The following is a 20,144-nucleotide window of genomic DNA, read 5'->3' as shown; positions in this document are numbered from 1 at the left end:
GCGGGGCGGCAGTCTGCAAGTTAGAGTTAACTCTAAGTCAAGGAGATGGCGTGAAGACGCAGCGTTCCACCGGTGGATCGATGCTCGCGATCGGTGAGGTCGCGCGACGCAGCGGCGTCGCCGCGACGGCGCTGCGCTTCTACGAAGCGCGCGGTTTGATCGGTTCGATACGCGCGCCATCGGGGCAGCGCCGCTATCCGCGCGCGGTGCTGCGCCGCATCGCCTACATCGTGTTCGCGCAGCGCATCGGCTACACCCTCGGCGAGATCATCGATCAGCTCGCGGCCCTGCCGCACGACCGTGCGCTGACCGACCGCGACTGGCAGCGCCTGTCGAGCGGCTGGAAGCGCCGCGTCGAAGCGCGCATCGCCGAGCTGCAGTTGCTCAACATCGGTCTCGATCAGTGCATCGGCTGCGGCTGCCTGTCGCTGAAACGCTGCAAGCTGAGCAACCCGAACGATCTGGCCGGGCGCAACGGGCCCGGCGCGCGGCGCTGGCTCGGCGATCCGCCGGTGGTCTAGCGCGGCGCAAGTCACGAAACGAAAACTGCATCGCCGGCTCCCTTGATCGGCGCCGCGGCGGCGCCATGTCGTCGCGATGGAACCTCTACGCGTGCCGCTTTCGCTCCTCGACCTTTCGCCGATCTGCGCCGGTTCGACCGCCGCGCAGTCGCTCGCCAACACGCTCGATCTCGCCCGGCACGCCGAACGCTGGGGCTATCACCGCTACTGGCTGGCCGAGCATCACAATATGCCCGGCATCGCCAGCGCGGCCACGTCGGTCGTGATCGGCCACGTCGCCGCGGGCACGAATACGATCCGCGTCGGCGCCGGCGGCATCATGCTGCCGAACCACGCGCCGCTCGTGATCGCCGAACAGTTCGGTACGCTGGCGACGCTGTATCCGGGCCGCATCGATCTCGGCCTCGGCCGCGCGCCGGGTACCGACCAGCGCACCATGTTCGCCCTGCGCCGGCATCTCGCCGGCGACGTCGACCGCTTCCCGCAGGACGTACTCGAGCTCCAGGCCTATTTCGCCACGCCGCAGGCCGGCGCCGCACCGCTGCCGGTGCGCGCGATTCCGGGCGAAGGCACCGAAGTGCCGCTGTGGATGCTCGGTTCGAGTCTCTACGGCGCGCAGCTCGCCGCGGCGCTCGGCCTGCCGTTCGCTTTCGCCTCGCATTTCGCCCCGGCCGAGCTGATGAACGCGCTTGAACTGTACCGGCGCCTGTTCAAGCCGTCGGCGACGCTGGCGAAGCCGTACGCGATGGTCGCGCTGAACGTGTTTGCCGCCGACACCGACGGCGAGGCGCGGCGACTGTTCACGAGCCTGCAGCAGGCGTTCCTCAATCTGCGCCGCGGCACGCCGGGACGGCTGCCCACGCCGATCGAGGACATCGGCATGGTCGCGACCACGCCGGAGAAGGTCCTACTCGAACAGTCGCTGTCGTGCTCGGTCGTCGGTGCGCCCGACACGGTACGCAAGGGCGTCGACGAGTTCCTCGCGCGCACCGGGGCCGACGAATTGATCGTCACCGCGATGGTGCACGACCATGCCGCGCGCCTGCGCTCGTTCGAGATCCTCGCCGACGTCACGAAAGCGAAACGGGCATGATCCCGCGCCGCAGCGCGCAAACTCAGAGCCGATAGCCGACTTCGACGCCGACGATGCGCGGCCGGTCGAGCGGGCCGTAGTAGTTGCCGTCACGGCCGAAAGCGAGGTTGTCGAAGATCAGACCGTTGAAGCGGCGCGCGTTCAACAGGTTTTCGCCGAACACGCGCAAGCGCCAGTGCGCGGTTTCGTAGCCGAGTTGTGCGCCGTACACGACGACGCCGGGTTGGAACGCGCGATTGCGTTCGTCGAGCGCGGTGCGGCCGGTGAATGACGCGTCGATGCGCGCAAAGAAGCCGGACGGATCGGTATAGCGCGCGGCGAGATACGCGTCGCCGCGCGGAGTCAGCTTGACCCGGTTGCCGCGCAGGTTCACTCCGGGCGCGGCGAGCAGGTCGCGGTAGGTCGCATCGACGTAGGCCGCGTTCGCGGTCAGGCTGAAGCCTTTGCCGAGATTGACCTCGCCTTCGACCTCGACGCCCTTGGAGACGATCGACGCATCCGAGCCGACGTAGTCCGAAGAAATCGGCCGGCCGTTCGCGTCGGTCGCGACCTGGATCTCCTGCCAGTTGTTCGAGGCGATGTGGAAGACCGCGCCGCCGATACGCCCAGCGCCGTTCCATAGATTCGCCTTGAAGCCGGCTTCCTTGTTCCACATCGTTTCCGACTCGTAGCGCAGCACTTTGTCGTTGATCACGTCTTTCTGTGCGGCAGCGAGGTTGAAGCCGCCTGGGATGTATCCCTTGGCGATGCTCGAATAGAACGTCAGATCGGCCGACGCGTCGTAGCGCAGCGAGAAGCGCGGCAGCACGGCGTCGAACGTGTGCGCGAGTTCGGCCGAACGGTAGAACACCTTGCCGCCGGGGCCGAGATCGAGCATACCGGCCTGCTGCCGCGTCGAGCGCTGCGCGCGGTCGAAACGCATGCCGAGGCTGGCCGTCCACTTCGACCAGGCCGGCGGCGTGTAGCTGGCCGTGGCGAACACGCTGTAGTCGCGCCCGTCCGAGCCCTGCGCGGGCGCGAGGCGGTAGTCGCGCAATGTGCCCGGCCCGACCATCGTGCCGAGAATCGAGTTCTTGCGTTCGTCATAGGCGGAAACGCCGGCGACGTAGATGAGCGGCTGCTCTTCCGCGGAGCTGTAGCGCAGCTCGCTGTAGAGATAGCGATTGTCGTTGTGGATGCGGCCGGCGAGAACGGGCGCGGCGGTCATGTCGAAATCGTAGCCAGCGGAGGTGTCGCGTTTCTGCCGATAGGAAAGCGCGGCGTCGATGCGGCCTGACTCCAGTTGCCAGGCGAGACTCGCGCCGGCGACCGTCTCCAGCTCCGAGGTCTTCTTCGGCGCGTCGTTGAGATAAGTGAAATCGCCGCCGCGCCGGCCGCCGTTGTACAGATCGGCGTAGGTGCGGTTGTACAAGCCGATATCGAGCGGCACGTATTCGTATTCGAACATGCCGGGCGCGGTCGTGCGCAGTTGATAGGCCAGCGCATTGAGCGTGATCGCCGCGTTCGGATGCCAGCGCAGGCGGCCCTGCAGATAAGTCTCGGTGAGATGGCCGGCGATGCCGGCATACGGGGTCAGATTGCGCAGATAGCTGTCGTCGCCTTCGCGCTTAAGCGCGAGCGACGCCGACAGCGTGCCGTCGCCGAGCGGGCCGGCGAGAAAGCCGTCGGCCGACAAACCCTGTCCGCCGGGATGGCCGGTCGCGATGCCGTTGGCTTCGCCCTCCACTTTGTCGCCCGGCCCGCGCGTGCGGATCAGGATCAGGCCCGATTCGCTGTTGGCGCCGTACAGCGTGCCCTGCGGCCCGCGCAGGACCTCGATCTGTTCCACTTGATTGAGCACGGCGTTGCTCAGCTCGCGAAAGGGAATGCCGTCGACGTAGACCGAGGCGCGGTTGACCAGGAACGGATTGGATTCGATGCCGCGAATCGAAATGAACATGTTGCTGAGCTGGCCCATCGCGTTGAACTTCACGTTGGGCACGAGCTTGTCCACGTCGCGCAGATCGCGCACGCCGGCGTCGACGAGCGCCTTGCGGTCGAGCACGGTCACCGAAAGATCGCTCTGCAGATACGGCGTGTCGCGCTTGCTGCCGGTGACGATGATGCTTTCCAGCTCGGTCGTGCTCTGCGGCGGTTGCGGATCGGCCTGCGCCGAACCGGGGCGCGGTACGAGCAGGGTGAACGCGTTGCAGACGAAGAGGGCGCGGAACAGGAATCGTTGGGACACGGGAGTTTCTCGATTGTCAGAAATGTAATGATATAACATTACGTTTCTGACAATCGAGACAGAGAACGCGTTGCTTTCTTTCAAACGCGACTGCAGCTAAGGTCTGAGCATGTCCGCATCGATCGTCCAGTCCTACGCCGACCGCGAGGAAATCGCCAACACGCTGACCCACGGCCTCGGCATCGTCCTCGCCGCGGTCGGCACGGTCGTGCTGCTCTACGCCGCGCGTGCGAGCGGCGAGCCTTATGCGTTCGTTGCCTGCGCGGTCTACGGCGCGACGATGATCGTGCTCTATCTCGCCTCCACGCTGTACCACGGCGCCGGCATCCAGCACCTCGACGGCGCCGCGCCCGAACGCCCGCGCCTGCGCGCCTTCGACCACATCGCGATCTTCCTGCTGATCGCCGGTACCTACACGCCTTACGTCCTGGTCACTTTGCGCGGCGTCTGGGGCTGGAGCCTGTTCGCGATCGTCTGGTCGCTCGCCGCGCTCGGCGCGATCTTCGAGCTGACCTCGCTGCGCCGCTTCCGCGGCGCGATGGTCGCGCTCTACATCGGTATGGGCTGGGTCGGGCTCGTCGCGATCAAGCCGCTCGTCGCCGCGCTCGCGCCCGCGGGCCTGTGGCTGCTGTTCGGCGGCGGCGCGGCATACACACTCGGCGTGATTTTCTACAAGATGCGCTCGCTGCCGTATCACCACGCGATCTGGCATCTATTCGTGCTTGCCGGCAGCACCCTGCAGTACTTTTCGATCCTGCTTTACGTGCTGCCGCCCGCGCGCGCCTGACATGGCCGCGAATGTGAACCCGATGCAGGTCGCCGCGGAGCGATTCGACAACGCGCTCGACCGCGCCGAGTTCCGCCGCGCGGCGCATTGCGCGGGCGTCGAGTTGTACCGCGCGCACATCGTGCGCCACGCGTTCGAGCCGCATACGCATGAAGCCTTCGGCCTCGGCGCGATCGAAACCGGTACCGAGCGCTTCCGCTATCGCGGCGCCGATCATCTCGCGCCGCGCGATTCGCTCGTGATGATGAATCCCGACGAGCTGCATACCGGCCGCGCCGAGACCGAAGGCGGCTGGCGCTACCGCATGATCTACGTCGAGCGCGCCGCGCTCGAACGCGTTGCCGGCGACAGCGGCTGGTGGTTCGCCGACGCGGTGCGCGATCGCGCGGTCACCGCGCGCCGTGTCGGCATGCTGCTCGACGAGTTGTGGCGGACGACCGAGCCGCTCGCGTTCGACAGCCTGCTGCAGCTCCTGCTCGACGAGTTCCGCGCGCATGCGCGGATCGGACGCGCGGCGAAGGCCGAGGCCGCGCCGCGCTTCGCGCCGGTGATCGACTATCTGCGCGCGCATCTTGCGCGGCGCATCACGCTCGACGAACTCGCCGCGGTCGCCGGCCTCAGTCCGTTCCATTTCCTGCGCAGCTTCAAGGCGCAGCATCACGCGACGCCGCAGAAGATGCTTATGGCGCTGCGTCTGTACGAGGCCAAGCGCCTGCTCGCGGGCGGCACGCCACCGGCGCAGGTCGCCGCAGCGACCGGGCTTGTCGACCAAGCGCATCTGACCCGCGCTTTCCTGCGCCGTTACGGCGTCACGCCGGCGCGCTACCGGCAGCAAGTCCGCGGCTGAATTTCCGCCGTCACGGCGCGAGCGCAATCCGGTACAAGACGCCGCGCGCGCCGGCACTTACGCTGCGCGCCATGTGGATCGGAATCTTCTACGCACTCGCCGCCGGCCTGATGTGGGGCCTGGTTTTCGTCGGCCCGCTGTGGCTGCCGGATTATCCGGCCGCGCTGCAGTCGGTCGGCCGCTACGTCGCTTTCGGTCTGATCGCGCTGCCGCTCGCCTGGTTCGACCGCGCGCGCTTGCGCCAGCTCGCACGCGCGGATTGGATCGAAGCGCTCAAACTCGTCGCGATCGGCAACCTGCTCTACTACCTCTGTCTCGCGAGCGCGATCCAGCGCGCCGGCGGCCCGGTGCCGACGGTGATTATCGGCACCTTGCCGGTGGTGATCGCGATCTGCGCCAACCGACGCGAACGCGCGCGGCGCCTGACCTGGCGCAAGCTCGCGCCGTCGCTGCTGCTGATCGCGGCCGGGCTGGCCTGCGTCAACCTCGACGAACTCGCCGCGCTGCGCGCGACGGCGAATCCGGACTATCTGCGCTACGCCACAGGCGCTGCGCTCGCCCTCGTCGGCGTTGCCTGTTGGACCTGGTATCCGCTGCGCAACGCCGACTGGCTGCGCAGTCATCCGACGCACAGCCCGCGCACCTGGGCCACCGCGCAGGGTCTCGCGACCTTGCCGCTCGCGCTCGCCGGCTACGCCGTGTTGTGGATTGGATTCACCGTGACCGGCCAGTCGTTCCCGCTGCCGTTCGGGCCGTGGCCGCAGGTGTTCCTCGCCCTGATGGCGGCGATCGGCCTGCTCGCCTCGTGGGTCGGCACGCTGTGCTGGAACGCGGCGAGCCAGCGCCTGCCGACCGCCCTGGTCGGGCAGTTGATCGTGTTCGAGACGCTCGCCGCGCTCGCCTACACATTCATCCTGCGCGGCGCCGTGCCGCCGTGGCCGACGCTCGCGGGCATCGCCTTGCTGATCATCGGCGTCATCTGCGCCGTGCGCGTGCAGCCGGAGGCCGCCGCAGCCGAAGCGCACGCGACTTGAGCGCGCGCGTCGCGGTGAAGTCAGAACAGAAAACTCAGCGCGAATATACCGAGCATGGCGAAGCACAGCGCGATCTTCGCCAAGGTGCCGAACAACAGGCCGAGCCAGGTGCCGATGCCGACGTGGGTCGCACGACCGAGATGACTGCCGACCAGCAGTTCTCCGACGACCGCGCCGAGGAACGGGCCGAACACGAGACCCGGCAGGTTGAAGAACAGGCCGACGACGGTGCCGATCATCGCGCCCCAGATCGCCCAGGCACTCGCGCCGACACGTTTCGCGCCGAGCAGGCCGGCGACGAAATCGATTGCGATCGCGAGCAGGCAAAGCACACCGAGCACGATCAGGGTGACCGTGCCGACGTGCTCGAAATGATCGGCCCACGCCGCGAGCAGCATGCCGGCGAACACGAGCGGCACGCCGGGCAGCGCCGGCACGATGGTGCCGGCCAGGCCGGCGAGGATCAGGACTGCGCTCAATACGAAGTACAAGACTTGCGCCGTTTGCATACATCTCCCCGGCTGGCGGAACGTCAGGCCCCGGCGGACAAACCGACGCGCCGGGCGAAGTCGAGAATTTTCTCCACGCAATGTTCCCCGGCCGCCTGCAACAAGAAATGCGGGCCGTCGATCTTGACGATGTCGATCGACGGCACGATCCGGCGCAGGTGCTCCGCGGCGGAGGCGGGAATCATCCGATCCTGCCTCGCCTGAAGATACATCACCGGCACGCGCACGGCGCGCAGTTGGGCGGAAACATCGACGCGCAGCACTTCGTCGACGCGTTTGCGCAACACCTCGGGCGAGATTTCCGCGAGCGCCGCCTCGAGCATTCGGTCGATCGCCGGCGTCGCCCAGCGGCCGAGCAGCAGGTAACGCAGCACGGCGGCCGGCAGATGCGTCGGCGCAATCTGCAGGAACGGCGAGAACGGCCGCAGGTACGGCACGGGCGAACGCGCGAAGGTCGTGCAGAGCACGAGCCCGCGCAAGCCCGGCGGCGCCTTGGCCGCGAGCGAAATGGCGATCGGACCGGAAAACGATTCGCCGACGAGCAGGTACGGTTTATCGGTGGGCAGTGCTGCCCTGGCGATTTCCTCCAGTTCGGCGTAGCTCGCGGCGAGATCGGCCGGGTAGCGCACGATCCCGACCGGCAGCGTGTAGCCGAGCGACTCGGCGAAATGCTCGAGCAGGGCGCCGGTGCCGTCCAGTCCGGGAAGCAGGACGGCGACGCTCATGCGGCGCTGCGGCTCAGCGCGAAGCGGGATTCGACGGCGGCGCGGCCGGCGCCGAGCTGTCCTTGTCGAACGCGTCGCGGTACTCGGGCTTGACCGCGTCGACGAAGAGCTTCACCGGCACCTCGACCTGCTGCGGGCCGTCGGTATCGGCGGCGACCTGCCCGGGCGGGAAGATCACGGTGATGCCGATCGCTTTGCCTTCGACGCCATCGACGAGGAAGCCGGCGAAATTCTCCGCCGCGGGCTCGGTGCCCTTGTCGACCAGTGCGTGCATGGTCTTCAGGCGCGCGGTCAGTTCGGCCTGCGGAAGATTCTGGTTGTACAGGCGCGCTTCGTACTCGGCGTAGAGACGGCGGCGCACTTCGTCGCTGAAAATCTTCAGCGCGGCCGCGGGATCGGTGAACAGATCGGCGAAGCCGACGATCTTGCCGCTCGGCAGATGTTGGTTGAAGGTCGCACGCAGCGCGGCCGGCTTGGCGTCGCCGATGTCGGCCTGGCCCTGGGCGATCGCGCTGACGAAAGCGACGGTCTGCGTGGCGACAGTGAAGTCCAGATCGAGCTTGGCCGGGCGCTCGGCGCGCTCGGCTTCGGGCTTGAGCTGTTTGACGCGCGCGGCCAGGTCAGCCTGCTGTGCTTGGGTGTAGGCACGCATCGCGGTTTCGAGCGGCGCGAGTTCGTTGCGCATCGACGGATAGCGCGCGGCGACTTCGACGCCGTCGCTGCCGGCGGCCTCGACCTTGTCGGTGATGCGCGGGATTGTCGGCGACGGCTGCGCCGGTGCGGCAGGCGCCGGCGCGGGCGCCTGACTGCAAGCCGCGCAGATGACGGCGAGGGCAAACGACAGCGCGAATTGGAGGCTTCGCGGCACGGCGCGAAGAGTCGGGGAAAGCATCATGAATACGGCGGATTTCGATACAACGGCGACGCAGTGTAGTCGTTGCTACGCACGCATTCCACGCATGTGCGCTGAATTGACGGGATGCTTAGGCTTTTTTAACGCAGAGACAACGAATTGCGGCATCCTTGCCGCGTTCGCCCCCCTCCCGCCACCCAGGGAAACACGTCATGAGAACCCGCCTCTCTCTGTCGTTGTCGATTCTGCTGCTTCTCTTCGGCGTTGCCCCGGTTGTGCCGGCGGCCGATGGATCCGCCGCCAGTGTGTATTTGCCCGACACGAAGGCAGGGCGTTTGGGCGAAGGCTGGCTCAAAGCCTGTGCTACGAAGGACATCGCGCAGATCCGGACATGGACGCTCGCGCATCTGTCCGCCGAGACCGCGAAGCACGCCCCGGTCGACAGGATCGTGCAGCGCGATGCAGAAACCTGCATGCTGAACGGTGGCTTCCGCGTCGCCGAGACCGAGAAGTCCGAAGAGCAGTCCGGTTCATGGCTCATGATCGGTCTGCAGTCCGGCATCTGGTACCAGATGGAATTCAACACCGACGCCGCGGGCAAGATCGTCAATGCCGGCATCATCGTGACGCCGCCTCCCGAATCTTCACTACCGAAAGATCTGAGCGATGCGCGTTTGGTCGCGGCGGTGATCGACATCGCCCGGCAGCGCGCGCGTGACGGCGTGTTCTCCGGCATCGTCAGCGTCGCGCGCGGCGGCCAAGTCATCGTCAGTTCGAGCTTCAGTTACGCCGACCGTGCAAAGAAAACGCCGATCGACGGCTCGACCGAGTTCACCTTGGGGTCAATGGGCAAGATGTTCACCGCGGCCGCGATCGGCCAGCTCGTCGACCAGGGCAAACTGTCGTTCGAAGACAAGGTCGGGAAGTTCTTCCCCGATTATGCGAACCAGACCGTGCGCAACAAGGTGACGGTCGGCATGCTGCTGTCGCATACGTCGGGCCTCGGCGATTTTCTTGGCCAGCGCACGCCGGCGATGATGAAGGACGGCACGAAACGCGCGGCGGAATTTCTGCCGCTATTCGACAAAGACGAGCCAAAGTTCGCGCCCGGAACGAGTTGGGACTACAGCAATGCCGGCCTCGTGCTCGCCGGCGCGATCGTCGAGAAAGCATCGGGCGAGGACTATCCCGACTATCTGCGCAAACATATCTTCGCCGTGGCCGGAATGACTCACAGCGATGCCAACAATATTCCGCATCGCAGTGCGCATATGGTTACCCCGTACACGAAGATGACCGATAAAGATCTCTCGGCCGACTGGCACGAAGCCGAAGGCGATATCGGCAGCCCGGCCGGTGGTGCGCTTTCCACGGCGGACGATCTGGTTCGTTTTGCCGAGGCTTTGCGCAGCGGCAAACTCGTGAGCAAGGGCGTGTTCGCACAGATGACCAAACCGTGGCGTTCCGGCGAACACTACGGCTACGCGATGCAAATCGAAGATGTGTACGGCCGCACCGTCGTCGGCCACAGCGGCGGCTATCCGGGCGTGAGCACGGATCTCAATCTCGTGCTCGATTCGCCGTACACCGTCGTCGTGTTGGGCAATTTCGATCCGCCGTCGTATGCCTACGTCGACATTCCGGTTCTTGCGCTTGTCGTCGAGAAAGCGAAACGCGAAGCGGCGAAAAAGCCGTAGCGCACGGGCCTAGTCGAGGCGCTTGCGCGTGCGCAGCACGGCGATCGTCAGGGTCACGACGCAGAACGCGGCGAGTGCCGCCAGTTCCGGCCACAGTTCGGACAGGCGTGCGCCGCGCAGCATGATGCCGCGGATCAGGCGGATGAAATGCGTCATCGGGAAAATTTCCGCGAGCCACTGCGCCGGTTTCGGCATGCCGGCGAACGGGAACATAAAGCCCGATAGCAGGATCTGCGGCAGAAAGGTGAAGAAGGCGAGCTGCATCGACTGGAATTGCGTCTTGGCCAGGGTCGACAAGAACACGCCAAGCGACAGCGACGCGACGATGAAGGCGAGCGCGGCGCCGTACACGTCGAGCAGGGAACCGCGGATCGGCACATGGAAGATCAGCATGCCGAGCAGCAGCACGACCGTGACCTGGACGAGGCCGATGCCGACGAACGGCAGCACCTTGCCGAGGGTCAGCTCGAACGGCGACACCGGCGTGGCGATGAGAAATTCGAGATTGCCGCGCTCGCGTTCGCGCACGATCGCCATCGCGGTGAACAGCACCATGGTCATGGTCAGGATCACGCCGATCAGGCCGGGCACAGTATTCACCGGCGCGAGCCGCGCCGGATTGTAGAAGTTCACGATCTCGACGTTCTTCACCGGCGTCGGCGCGGCCGGGTTGAGCAGGTTCTGCAGCGGCAGCAGGGCGAGCTGCGCTGCCGCCTGCTGCACGACCTGGTCGGAGCCGTCGACGACGATCTGCAGCGGCGGCCGCGGCCACGGCTGCGTGTCGAGGTTCTGTTCGGCGAGCCGGCGCTCGAAGTCGGCCGGGATCACGAGCGCCGCGCTGATCTTGCCGCCGCGCAGCAGTTCATCGAGTTCCTGCGGGGTTTTCAGGTGATAGCGGAAATCCATCACCGAGGTTTCCGCGAGCGCAGCGACGACTTCGCGCGCGTGCGCGGTCTGCGCCTGATCGAGCGCGGCCGCGGGCAACTGGCGAATGTCGAGATTGATCGCGTAGCCGAACAGCAGCAACTGCATCGTCGGGATGCCGACGATCATCGCGAAAGTGAGCCGGTCGCGGCGCAGCTGGCGCAGCTCCTTGAGCACGATTGAGAACAGGCGGCGCAGGTTCATGGCACACTGCCCGGAAAATATCGCTCGTCATTCCCGCAGGCTCTTAGCGGGAATCCAGCGACTTTGCTTTGTGTGGATCGGACAGCAAATAGCACGAGAAGACCAGCTCGCCGGCTGTTGAAAATCCCGTTCGCCCAGGAATGACACCGGGAAGAGGTGCGCGAGTTCATGCGGCGACCGCCTTGTTCTTCGGCCTTTGCGTCGCGACGACGAACACGTCTTCGAGATTCGCCTCGACCGCGTCGATGCGTGCATCGATACCCTGCGCCTTGAGCTTCGCCGCGATCGTCGCGCGCGCATCGGCGCCGTCGTGCACGAGCACGCGCAGATGCGCGCCGATCTGCGCCATCGACACGATCGCGGGCTCGCCGTCGAGTGCGGTCTGAGCGCGGCGCGGATTGGCGCATTCGATCAGCAACGCCTGGCCCGGCAGCGCGGCGCAGAGATCGCGAGGGCTACCGTCGGCGACGAGGCGGCCGTGGTCGAGGATGGCGAGACGATGGCAGCGTTCGGCCTCGTCCATGTAGTGCGTCGAGACCAGGATCGTCGTGCCCTGGTCGGCGAGCGCGAACAGCGAGTCCCAGAATTCGCGCCGCGACTGCGGATCGACCGCCGAGGTCGGCTCGTCGAGCAGCAGCAGTTCCGGCTTGTGAAGCACCGACGCGGCGAGGGCGAGGCGCTGTTTTTGTCCGCCCGACATGGTGCCGGCGAGCTGGTCGCGCTGCTGCGTCAGCCAATAAGTCGTCAACAATTCGTCGATGCGCTTGCGCGCGTCGGTGCGCGACAGTTCGTGCACGGCAGCGACGAAGTCGAGATTCTCGTAGACGGTCAGGTCGTCGTAGAGCGAGAACTTCTGCGTCATGTAGCCGATGCGGCGCTTGAGCGCTTCGGCTTGCTGCGGAATCTTGCAGTCGAGCACGTCGATGTCGCCTTCGGTCGGCAGGAGCAAGCCGCAGAGCATGCGGATCGTCGTCGACTTGCCGCTGCCGTTCGGTCCGAGAAAGCCGTAAACCTGCGCGCGCGCAACGGTCAGGTCGACATGGTCGACCGCAACGAGATCGCCGAAGCGCCGGGTCAGTCCGCGCGCGACGATGGCATTGTCGTTGGCTTTGTCCATTTGTGGTGTTCTGCTAGGAGCATTTTTTGCCACGGATTACACGGATGACACGGATAAAGAACAAAGCAATAAATATTTCTGCTTTATCCGTGTCATCCGCATAATCCGTGGCCAATGCTCTTCAATGTTTCGTCTCACCGACAAGCGTCGCCTGGCACGGAATGCCGGCGGGCAGATTCTTGGTCTGATCCGATGCGTCGAGCGCCAGTTCCGCGCGCCAGGCGAGCCGACTCGCGTCGTCGCCGGACAGCGCGTAGTACGGAGTGAACGTCGCTTCGCTTGCGATGCGCAGCGCGGTCGCGTTGAACGGCTGCGCGGCGCCGTCGATCTTGACCTGGAAGCGCGCGCCTTGCCGCAGACTCGCGCGCAGCGGTTCGGGCACGTAGACGCGTGCGTACGGCGCATCGCCGACGAGCAGGCTGACCAGGCTTGCACCCTGCGCGGGGCGGTCGCCGAGCTTGTACGGCAGCGTGTCGACGCGGCCCGCGCGCGTCGCGCGCACGCTCAGGCGCGACAAGGTCACTTCGAGTTGCGCGAGCGTCGCCTTCGACTGCGCGAGCGCGGCTTCGCCCTGATTGACGTCTTCGATGCGCGTGCCGTGCAGCAGCTCGTCGAGATTCGCGCGCGCGGAGTTCGCATCGGCGTTCGCCTGACGCAGCGCGGCGTCGGCGTTGTCGAGATCGGATTGGCTGTTGAGTCCGCGCTTGCGGATTTCCGCCGCGCGGTCGCGCGCGAGCTTGGCGTTGACCGCGCCGGCCTGCGCGCGCGCGAGTGCGGCGCGCGAGGCGTCGATCGTCTCGACGCGCGCGCCGTGGCGCAGTTCGTCGAGTGCCGCGGTCAGACGCGTCACGTCCGCCTGCGCCGCGTCGACCTGCGCCTGGGTGCGGCTTGGATCGAGCGCGAGCAGCAACTGATCCGCGGCGACCATGTCGCCTTCCTTGACCAGGATCTGCGTGATCGGCTCGGACACTTCCGCGGGCATCGCGATGCGGTCCCATTCGAGCGTGCCGAGCAGCGGCGCCTCGCCGTTGTTGCGCGCGCAGCCGGCGAGCGAGACCGCGACAAGAAAAAAGACCGCAAAAAGCCGGAGATTTTGTCTCGTCATTCCAGCGCAAGCTGGAATCCAGCTTTTTCTTTTCGCTATGTAAGAGCTGGATTCCAGCTTGCGCTGGAATGACAGCTTTTGAACTTCAAGGCTTCGATTTTGCACGCGGCTTCTCCAGCATGCTGTCGAACAGGGTCAGGGTGTGTTCGATCAGATCGTCCTGCGTCGTGGGCACGAGGCCGAACGAGCCCTTGGCGGCGGCCAATTGCGTGCGCACGTTCTGCATTGTCTGCTCGGGCAAGCCTTCGAACAGCGAGGCAGCCACACTGCGCCACAGCGGCGCGGCGGCGAACGGAAACACCGCGAGACTGATCAGCGACACGCCGATCAGCACCGGATTGAGATCGGTGCGGATCTCGCCTTTGCGCTGCGCGGACACGATCAACCAGAGCATCTTCGGCGCGACCGTCATCGCGAACTGGGCGTGGATCTGGTCGCGCAGCGCGCCGCCTTCGCTGAGCACCTCGCGCACCATCAGGCGTGGCATCCACGGATTCGCCGCGATATTGCGCATATGCCCTTCGAGGAAGCTGCGCAAGGTTGCGCGCGGGCTCGCCTGCGGCGTGAGCAGCGGCGCGACCGAGACGGCGACGAACGGCGCGACGCGTTCGGCGAGGATGGTCTCGACGAGGCTGTTCTTGCTCGCAAAGTAGTAGTGCAGCAGCGCCGGTGTGACCTTCGCACGCTGCGCGATCGCGCGCAGCGTGGTCGCGGCGATGCCGCGTTCGCCGAACAACGCGACCGCGGCATCGAGCAGGCGCGCGCGCTGATCGGGGTTGGCCTTGGCGCTCGGGCGACCGGGGCGGCGCGGTTTGCCGCCGCTGCCGGGCTTCGGCGATTTCGCGGCCGCCGCTTTGCCGGGTTTGGTTTTCATGGCGTCTTTATAATTGAACGCTTAATTAATTTCAATTCGCAGCATCGCGACCGGGCGACCGATGCAGGCAGACGGCGGCTCGCAGCCGCAGAGGCGACCGCAGAGGCGACCGCAGAGGCGACCGCAGAGGCGACCGCAGAGGCAGGGGAAGTCCGTTCGAACCGTCGACCGCCGATATGCGAACGCGTCGCGCGCTACTGGGCGTCCTGCGATGACCGCCGCGCGGCCAGCGCGGCACGATCCAGGGCCTGCGAAACGCTGCGTTGCGCCTTGGCGTCGAACTGCGGCAGAAAAAGCTCGGCCACGGTTGTCTCGTAGATCTTCCACATACGCTTGCGCAGCGCGCGTCCCGCGTCGGTGATGGTGACGTAAGCGGCGCGGCCGTCTTCGGGCGACCGCGCACGCGTGACGAGTCCTTCCTGTTCGAGGCGGTCGACCAAGCGGGTCAGGTTGTAGCGCTCGATCACGATCGCATCGGCGAGTTCGTGCATGCGGCGCGTGCCGTCCTCACCGCTTTCCACGCCCCACAGCGCGTCGTACCAGGCATAAGCCGGCAGGCCGGCGGCGGCGAGCCGGCGTTCGATTTCGCGGATCAGCACGCGATGCGAGCGCACGAAAGAGAACCACAAATCCGGTTCTTTGTTTGCCATGGGCGATGCCTCCCGCGTGCCTTGAGTTGCAATCGCAATTGTATCGCGGCATGATCGTGGTGTATCGATTGCAATTGCAATCGTCTGGCGACGCGCCTAGCGCCGCCGTCCCGATTCCTCTTTCCGCCTTCGCTTCGCGCGATCGGACCAATCAGCCCATTCGGAGCCGTTTATGAATTTCCCCGTCAGCCCATCCGACATCGATCCGGCGGAAACCCGCGAATGGGTCGAAGCCTTCGACGCGGTGACGAAAGCCGACGGGCGTGCGCGTGCGCATTACCTGATCGATCAGCTCAGCGACTTCGACGCGAGCCGTCACGGCGATTTGCACGGCAAGGTGACGACGGCATACGTGAACACAATCGCACGCGAACGCCAGCCCGATTATCCGGGCGATCTCGCCATCGAGCACCGATTGAACGCCTACATCCGCTGGAACGCGATGGTCATGGTGCTGCGCGCCGGCAAGCATTCGAACGTCGGCGGGCACATCGCGACGTACCAATCCGCCGCCGTGCTCTACGACGTGGGCTTCGATCATTTCTTCCGCGGCCGTACCGATACGTTCGACGGCGACATGGTCTACATCCAGGGCCACTCCGCGCCGGGTATTTACGGCCGCGCCTTTGTCGAAGGGCGTCTCAGCGAAGAAGTCATGGACAACTTCCGCCGCGAATCCGCGCGGGCGGGATTGTCCTCGTATCCGCATCCACGCCTGATGCCCGATTTCTGGCAGTTCCCGACGGTGTCGATGGGGCTCGGGCCGCTGACTGCGGCCTACCAGGCTCGCTATATGCGCTACCTCGAATACCGCGGCCTCAAGCAGCATCAGGGGCGCAAGGTCTGGGCGTTTCTCGGCGACGGCGAGATGGATCAGCCCGAATCGCTCGCGGCGATCTCCGTCGCCGGCCGCGAACGGCTCGACAATCTGATCTTCGTCGTCAACTGCAATCTGCAGCGTCTCGACGGTCCGGTGCGTGGCAACGGCAAGGTGATCCAGGAACTGGAGGGAACTTTCCACGCCGCCGGCTGGAACGTCATCAAGGTCATCTGGGGCGGCGGCTGGGACGCGCTGCTGGAGAAAGACACGAGCGGCCTGCTGCGCCAGCGCATGATGGAATGCGTCGACGGCGACTATCAGACGTTCAAGTCGCAGAGCGGCGCCTATGTCCGCGAGCACTTCTTCGGCAAATATCCGGAGTTGCTGGCATTGGTCGCCGATATGTCCGACGACGACATCTGGCAGCTCACGCGCGGCGGCCACGATGCCGAGAAGGTCTATGCGGCCTATGCGCAGGCGGTCGCGACGAGCGGTCGGCCGACGGTGATCCTGGCGAAGACGGTCAAGGGCTTCGGCATGGGCGAGGCCGGCGAAGGCCAGAACATCAATCACCAGCTGAAGAAGATGAGTGCGGACGCAGTGCGCGCATTCCGCGACCGCTTCGCGCTGCCGGTCAGCGATGCGCAATTGGACGAGATGCCCTATCTGCGGCCTGAGTCGGACAGCGACGAAGCCCGCTATTTCGCCGCGCGGCGCAGCGCGCTCGGCGGCCAACTGCCCGCGCGCATCCATGAGACGCCGCCGTTGCCGATTCCGCCGCTCTCGACCTTCGCGAGCCTCTTGCAGGGCAGCGGCGAGCGCGGTCAGTCCACCACGATGGCGTTCGTGCGCATCCTGAGCACCCTGCTGAAAGATCCCGATCTCGGCAAGCTCGTCATCCCGATCGTGCCGGACGAATCGCGCACGTTCGGCATGGAAGGCCTGTTCCGCCAGATCGGCATCCACTCCTATCTCGGCCAGCTCTATACGCCGCAGGACGCCGGGCAGCTGAGCTACTACAAGGAAGCCAAGGACGGGCAGATCCTGCAGGAAGGCATCAACGAATCGGGCGCGATTTCGTCGTGGATCGCCGCGGGCACGTCGTACAGCAATCATGCGCTGACCACGATCCCGTTCTACATCTTCTATTCGATGTTCGGCCTGCAGCGCGTCGGCGATCTGGCCTGGGCCGCGGCCGATGCGAGAACGCGCGGCTTCTTGCTCGGCGCCACGTCGGGGCGCACCACGCTGATGGGCGAAGGTCTGCAGCACGACGACGGCCACAGCCATGTACTGTCGTCGGTCATTCCGAGCTGCCTCTCGTACGATCCTGCGTTCGCGTACGAACTCGCGGTGATCGTGCAGGACGGCTTGCGCCGCATGTTCGCGGAGCACGAAGACATCTACTACTACATCACCCTGCTCAACGAGAACTATCCGCAGCCCGCGATGCCGGAGGGCGTGGAAGCCGGCATCCTCAAAGGTCTTTACCTGCTGCGCGATGCCGGCAACGCGCCGCAGGACGCGCCGCGAGTGCAGTTGATGGGCAGCGGCGCGATCCTCAACGAAGTGCTTGCGGCGGCCGAACTGCTTGAGAAGCACTACGGCGTTCTTTGCGACATCTGGAGTGCGACCAGCCTGACCGAAGTGCGTCGCGACGGCCTCGCCGCGGAGCGTTGGAATCTGCTACACCCGCAAGCCGAACCGCGCGTTGCGTACGTGCAAACGTGCCTGGCGAATCGCGCCGGGCCTGTGGTCGTCGCCACCGACTATATGAAGATCGTGGGCGACCAGATCCGCCCGTTTATCCACGACCGCCGCTTTGTCGCCCTGGGCACCGACGGTTTCGGCCGCTCGGATACGCGCGCGGCGCTGCGGACCTTCTTCGAAGTCGATCGGCATTTCATCGCCTTGGCGGCGCTCAAGGCGCTCGCCGACGACGGGCAGGTGCCGCGCTCGCTCGTTGCCGATGCGATCCGGGCTTTCGGCATCGACGCGGAAAAGGTCGATCCGGCCGCGGTGTGACGCGAGCCGCCGCGGCGATTCGGCAGAGGCGCCGATACACGCGGCGCAACCATAGAGACAAATATGCAAAACCTGAAAGAAGTACGCGTGCCGGACCTCGGCGGTTCGCGCGACGTACCGGTCATCGAGTTGCTGGTCAAAGTCGGCGATCGCGTCGCGGTCGACCAGGGCATCATCATGCTGGAGTCGGACAAGGCCACGATGGAAGCGCCGTCGTCCGTGGCCGGCGTCGTCAAAGAATGGAAGGTGCGCATCGGCGACACACTGTCCGAAGGCGACGTGATTGCGTTGATCGAAACGGCAGAAGCCGCCGTCGATGTCACTGTGCCGGACGCTGCGACACTGGGTGACGAAGCCGATGCCGCCCCTTCGCCGATGACGGCCACCGCGACACCGGTCGAAAAAGCGCTCGCCGAAGATACCCAGGCGTTCGCAGGAGGAAATGCCGCGTTCGTCATGCCGGACAAGGTGCCGTATGCGAGCCCCGCCGTGCGCCGCCTGGCGCGCGAACTCGACGTGGAGTTGAGCCGAGTTTTCGGCAGCGGCCGCAACGGCCGCATCGTGCGCGGCGACGTCGAAGCCCATGCGCGCAGCGTTTCATCGGTTGCGACCGAGCGCGCCGAAACTGCGGTTTCGCCCACATCCGGCGCAGGGCCGACGCTTCTGCCGTGGCCGAATGTCGACTTCGCCAAATTCGGCGCGGTCGAAGTGCAATCGCTGAGTCGTATCCAGAAACTCTCCGCGGCGAATCTTTCGCGGAACTGGGCTGTCGTGCCGCACGTCACTCAGCACGACCGCGCCGATATCACCGAGCTGGAAGCCTTGCGCCTAAGGCTCAATCAAGAATTCGAAAAGTCCGGTATCAAATTCACCATGCTGGCGTTCTTGATCAAGGCTGCTGCTGCGCTACTCAAGCAATTCCCACGTTTCAACGCATCGCTCGATGCGGACGGCGAAACGCTGACCGTGAAGAAGTATTTTCATATCGGCTTTGCCGCCGACACGCCGCAAGGCCTCGTCGTACCGGTGCTGCGCGACGCCGATCAAAAAGGCCTCGGCGAGATCGCGCGCGAAACCGCGGCGCTCGCCGCAAAGGCGCGCGACGGCAAGCTGGTGCCCGTAGACATGCAGGGCGGTAGCTTCTCGATCAGCTCGCTGGGTGGCATCGGTGGCACCGCGTTCACGCCGATCGTCAATGTTCCCGAGGTCGCCATTCTCGGCGTTTCCAAGTCGTCGATCGAACCGGTCTGGGACGGCAGTGCGTTCCAGCCGCGCCTGCTGCTGCCGCTTTCGCTGTCTTACGACCATCGCGTCATCGACGGCGCGGCGGCGGCGCGCTTTACCGCTGAACTCGCACGCTTGCTCGGCGACTTTCGCCGCGTGCTGCTCTGAATGACGCGCAGCGGCGCTACGATCCCACGAAGATATTCCTGAAATTTGCACAAAGGACCGATCCCATGACTATCCAGCTCTATGGCTTCTGGCGTTCGAATGCGGCCTTCCGCGTCCGCGCCGCGCTCGCGCTGAAGCAACTCCCGTTCGAAGAAATCGAAGTCGATATCTTGTCGGGCCGCCAGTTCGACGCCGAATACGCCGAGTTGAACGCCGAGCATGTGGTGCCGACCTTCGTGCACGAAGGTCATCGACTTTTCCAGTCGCTCGCGATCATGGAGTATCTCGACGACATTCGGCCGCAGCCGCGGCTGCTGCCGGCCGACGCGAAAGAACGCGCCTATGCGCGCTCGCTCGCCCTTGTTGCGGTTGCCGACGCGCATCCTCTCGTCGTGCCGCGCGTGCGCAAGCATCTCGCGGCGGTATTCGGCGCCGACGCGGCGGCGATCGAAGCGTGGTGCCGGCATTGGGTCGCGGAAGGATTGGCGACTTACGAGCGGCTGCTCAGCCGGCGCCCGGCTGCGCCGTTCGCGCTGGGCGAAGCGCCGGGCGTCGCCGATATCTGTATCGCCGGCCAAGTCATCATGGCCGATCTCTACAAACTCGACATCGCGCCGTTTCCGAACGTGGCCGCGTTGTCGAAGCGCTGCTTCGAGCTTTCAGAGTTTGCCGACGCGCATCCGTTCCGCCAGCCCGGCTACAAAGCGCAGGAAAAATCCGCCTAGCGCCGGAATGTTTGC

General features: G+C 65.7%; 18 protein-coding genes. 9 read left to right on the top strand and 9 right to left on the bottom strand.

Annotation, left to right across the window (positions count from 1 at the left end; translation table 11 throughout):
* Positions 1-80 precede the first annotated feature (80 nt).
* Positions 81-521: a redox-sensitive transcriptional activator SoxR gene (gene soxR, locus FFS30_RS16745; protein ID WP_137914505.1), complete on the top strand. Its 441-nt coding sequence runs from the start codon at positions 81-83 to the stop codon at positions 519-521.
* A gap of 76 nt (positions 522-597) precedes the next feature.
* A complete protein-coding gene (locus FFS30_RS16740) occupies positions 598-1,614 on the top strand; it encodes an LLM class flavin-dependent oxidoreductase (protein ID WP_137914318.1) in 1,017 nt (338 codons plus the stop codon).
* Positions 1,615-1,636: 22 nt separating this feature from the next.
* On the opposite strand, the gene FFS30_RS16735 is transcribed toward FFS30_RS16740, so the two are convergent.
* The gene (locus FFS30_RS16735) at positions 1,637-3,841 is read right to left on the bottom strand and encodes a TonB-dependent receptor plug domain-containing protein (protein ID WP_249352529.1); all 2,205 of its coding nucleotides are present in this window, start codon (positions 3,839-3,841) and stop codon (positions 1,637-1,639) included.
* A gap of 109 nt (positions 3,842-3,950) precedes the next feature.
* Here FFS30_RS16735 and FFS30_RS16730 point away from each other — a divergent pair, with 109 nt between their 5' ends.
* The 3 genes from FFS30_RS16730 to FFS30_RS16720 all read left to right on the top strand — a co-directional run bounded on the left by FFS30_RS16730 (position 3,951) and on the right by FFS30_RS16720 (position 6,509).
* Complete coding sequence (locus FFS30_RS16730; protein WP_137914316.1) at positions 3,951-4,628, top strand: hemolysin III family protein; 678 nt, start codon at positions 3,951-3,953, stop codon at positions 4,626-4,628.
* Position 4,629: 1 nt separating this feature from the next.
* Positions 4,630-5,475, top strand: a complete 846-nt coding sequence (locus tag FFS30_RS16725) for an AraC family transcriptional regulator (protein ID WP_249352528.1) — start codon at positions 4,630-4,632, stop codon at positions 5,473-5,475.
* A gap of 71 nt (positions 5,476-5,546) precedes the next feature.
* Positions 5,547-6,509, top strand: a complete 963-nt coding sequence (locus FFS30_RS16720) for a DMT family transporter (RefSeq protein ID WP_137914315.1) — start codon at positions 5,547-5,549, stop codon at positions 6,507-6,509.
* A 20-nt stretch (positions 6,510-6,529) separates the two neighbouring features.
* Here the strand turns inward: FFS30_RS16720 and FFS30_RS16715 are convergent, their stop codons facing one another.
* From FFS30_RS16715 to FFS30_RS16705, 3 genes are read right to left on the bottom strand one after another with little or no spacing between them, the layout of a single operon-like run.
* On the bottom strand, positions 6,530-7,018 hold the full coding sequence (locus FFS30_RS16715) for a DUF456 family protein (RefSeq protein ID WP_137914314.1): 489 nt from the start codon (positions 7,016-7,018) through the stop codon (positions 6,530-6,532).
* Positions 7,019-7,041: 23 nt separating this feature from the next.
* Complete coding sequence (locus tag FFS30_RS16710; RefSeq protein WP_137914313.1) at positions 7,042-7,743, bottom strand: alpha/beta hydrolase; 702 nt, start codon at positions 7,741-7,743, stop codon at positions 7,042-7,044.
* A 13-nt stretch (positions 7,744-7,756) separates the two neighbouring features.
* Positions 7,757-8,611, bottom strand: coding sequence for an RsiV family protein (locus FFS30_RS16705; protein ID WP_137914312.1), 855 nt, complete (start codon positions 8,609-8,611; stop codon positions 7,757-7,759).
* Positions 8,612-8,808: 197 nt separating this feature from the next.
* Between FFS30_RS16705 and FFS30_RS16700 the strand changes: the two genes are divergently transcribed.
* Positions 8,809-10,293, top strand: coding sequence for a serine hydrolase domain-containing protein (locus FFS30_RS16700; protein WP_137914311.1), 1,485 nt, complete (start codon positions 8,809-8,811; stop codon positions 10,291-10,293).
* A gap of 9 nt (positions 10,294-10,302) precedes the next feature.
* On the opposite strand, the gene FFS30_RS16695 is transcribed toward FFS30_RS16700, so the two are convergent.
* The 5 genes from FFS30_RS16695 to FFS30_RS16675 form a co-directional block, all read right to left on the bottom strand.
* Positions 10,303-11,421 (bottom strand): ABC transporter permease, encoded by a 1,119-nt coding sequence (locus FFS30_RS16695; protein WP_137914310.1) that lies wholly within the window; start codon positions 11,419-11,421, stop codon positions 10,303-10,305.
* A gap of 166 nt (positions 11,422-11,587) precedes the next feature.
* The gene (locus FFS30_RS16690) at positions 11,588-12,514 is read right to left on the bottom strand and encodes an ABC transporter ATP-binding protein (protein ID WP_137914503.1); all 927 of its coding nucleotides are present in this window, start codon (positions 12,512-12,514) and stop codon (positions 11,588-11,590) included.
* Positions 12,515-12,659: 145 nt separating this feature from the next.
* Positions 12,660-13,643: an HlyD family efflux transporter periplasmic adaptor subunit gene (locus FFS30_RS16685; protein WP_137914309.1), complete on the bottom strand. Its 984-nt coding sequence runs from the start codon at positions 13,641-13,643 to the stop codon at positions 12,660-12,662.
* Positions 13,644-13,728: 85 nt separating this feature from the next.
* Positions 13,729-14,517: a TetR/AcrR family transcriptional regulator gene (locus tag FFS30_RS16680; RefSeq protein ID WP_137914308.1), complete on the bottom strand. Its 789-nt coding sequence runs from the start codon at positions 14,515-14,517 to the stop codon at positions 13,729-13,731.
* A gap of 194 nt (positions 14,518-14,711) precedes the next feature.
* Positions 14,712-15,167: a MarR family transcriptional regulator gene (locus tag FFS30_RS16675; protein WP_137914307.1), complete on the bottom strand. Its 456-nt coding sequence runs from the start codon at positions 15,165-15,167 to the stop codon at positions 14,712-14,714.
* A gap of 172 nt (positions 15,168-15,339) precedes the next feature.
* On the opposite strand from FFS30_RS16675, the gene aceE reads away from it, so the two are divergent.
* The 3 genes from aceE to maiA all read left to right on the top strand — a co-directional run bounded on the left by aceE (position 15,340) and on the right by maiA (position 20,129).
* On the top strand, positions 15,340-18,012 hold the full coding sequence (gene aceE / locus FFS30_RS16670; protein ID WP_137914306.1) for a pyruvate dehydrogenase (acetyl-transferring), homodimeric type: 2,673 nt from the start codon (positions 15,340-15,342) through the stop codon (positions 18,010-18,012).
* A 63-nt stretch (positions 18,013-18,075) separates the two neighbouring features.
* Positions 18,076-19,404, top strand: a complete 1,329-nt coding sequence (gene aceF, locus FFS30_RS16665; protein ID WP_137914305.1) for a dihydrolipoyllysine-residue acetyltransferase — start codon at positions 18,076-18,078, stop codon at positions 19,402-19,404.
* A gap of 65 nt (positions 19,405-19,469) precedes the next feature.
* A complete protein-coding gene (gene maiA, locus FFS30_RS16660) occupies positions 19,470-20,129 on the top strand; it encodes a maleylacetoacetate isomerase (protein ID WP_137914304.1) in 660 nt (219 codons plus the stop codon).
* Positions 20,130-20,144 lie beyond the last annotated feature (15 nt).

The organism is Rudaea sp. 3F27F6, assembly GCF_005503555.1.
GTDB lineage: Bacteria > Pseudomonadota > Gammaproteobacteria > Xanthomonadales > Rhodanobacteraceae > Rudaea.
The sequence above is the reverse complement of the archived record's forward strand: the minus strand, read 5'-3'. Positions and strand labels throughout refer to the sequence as shown.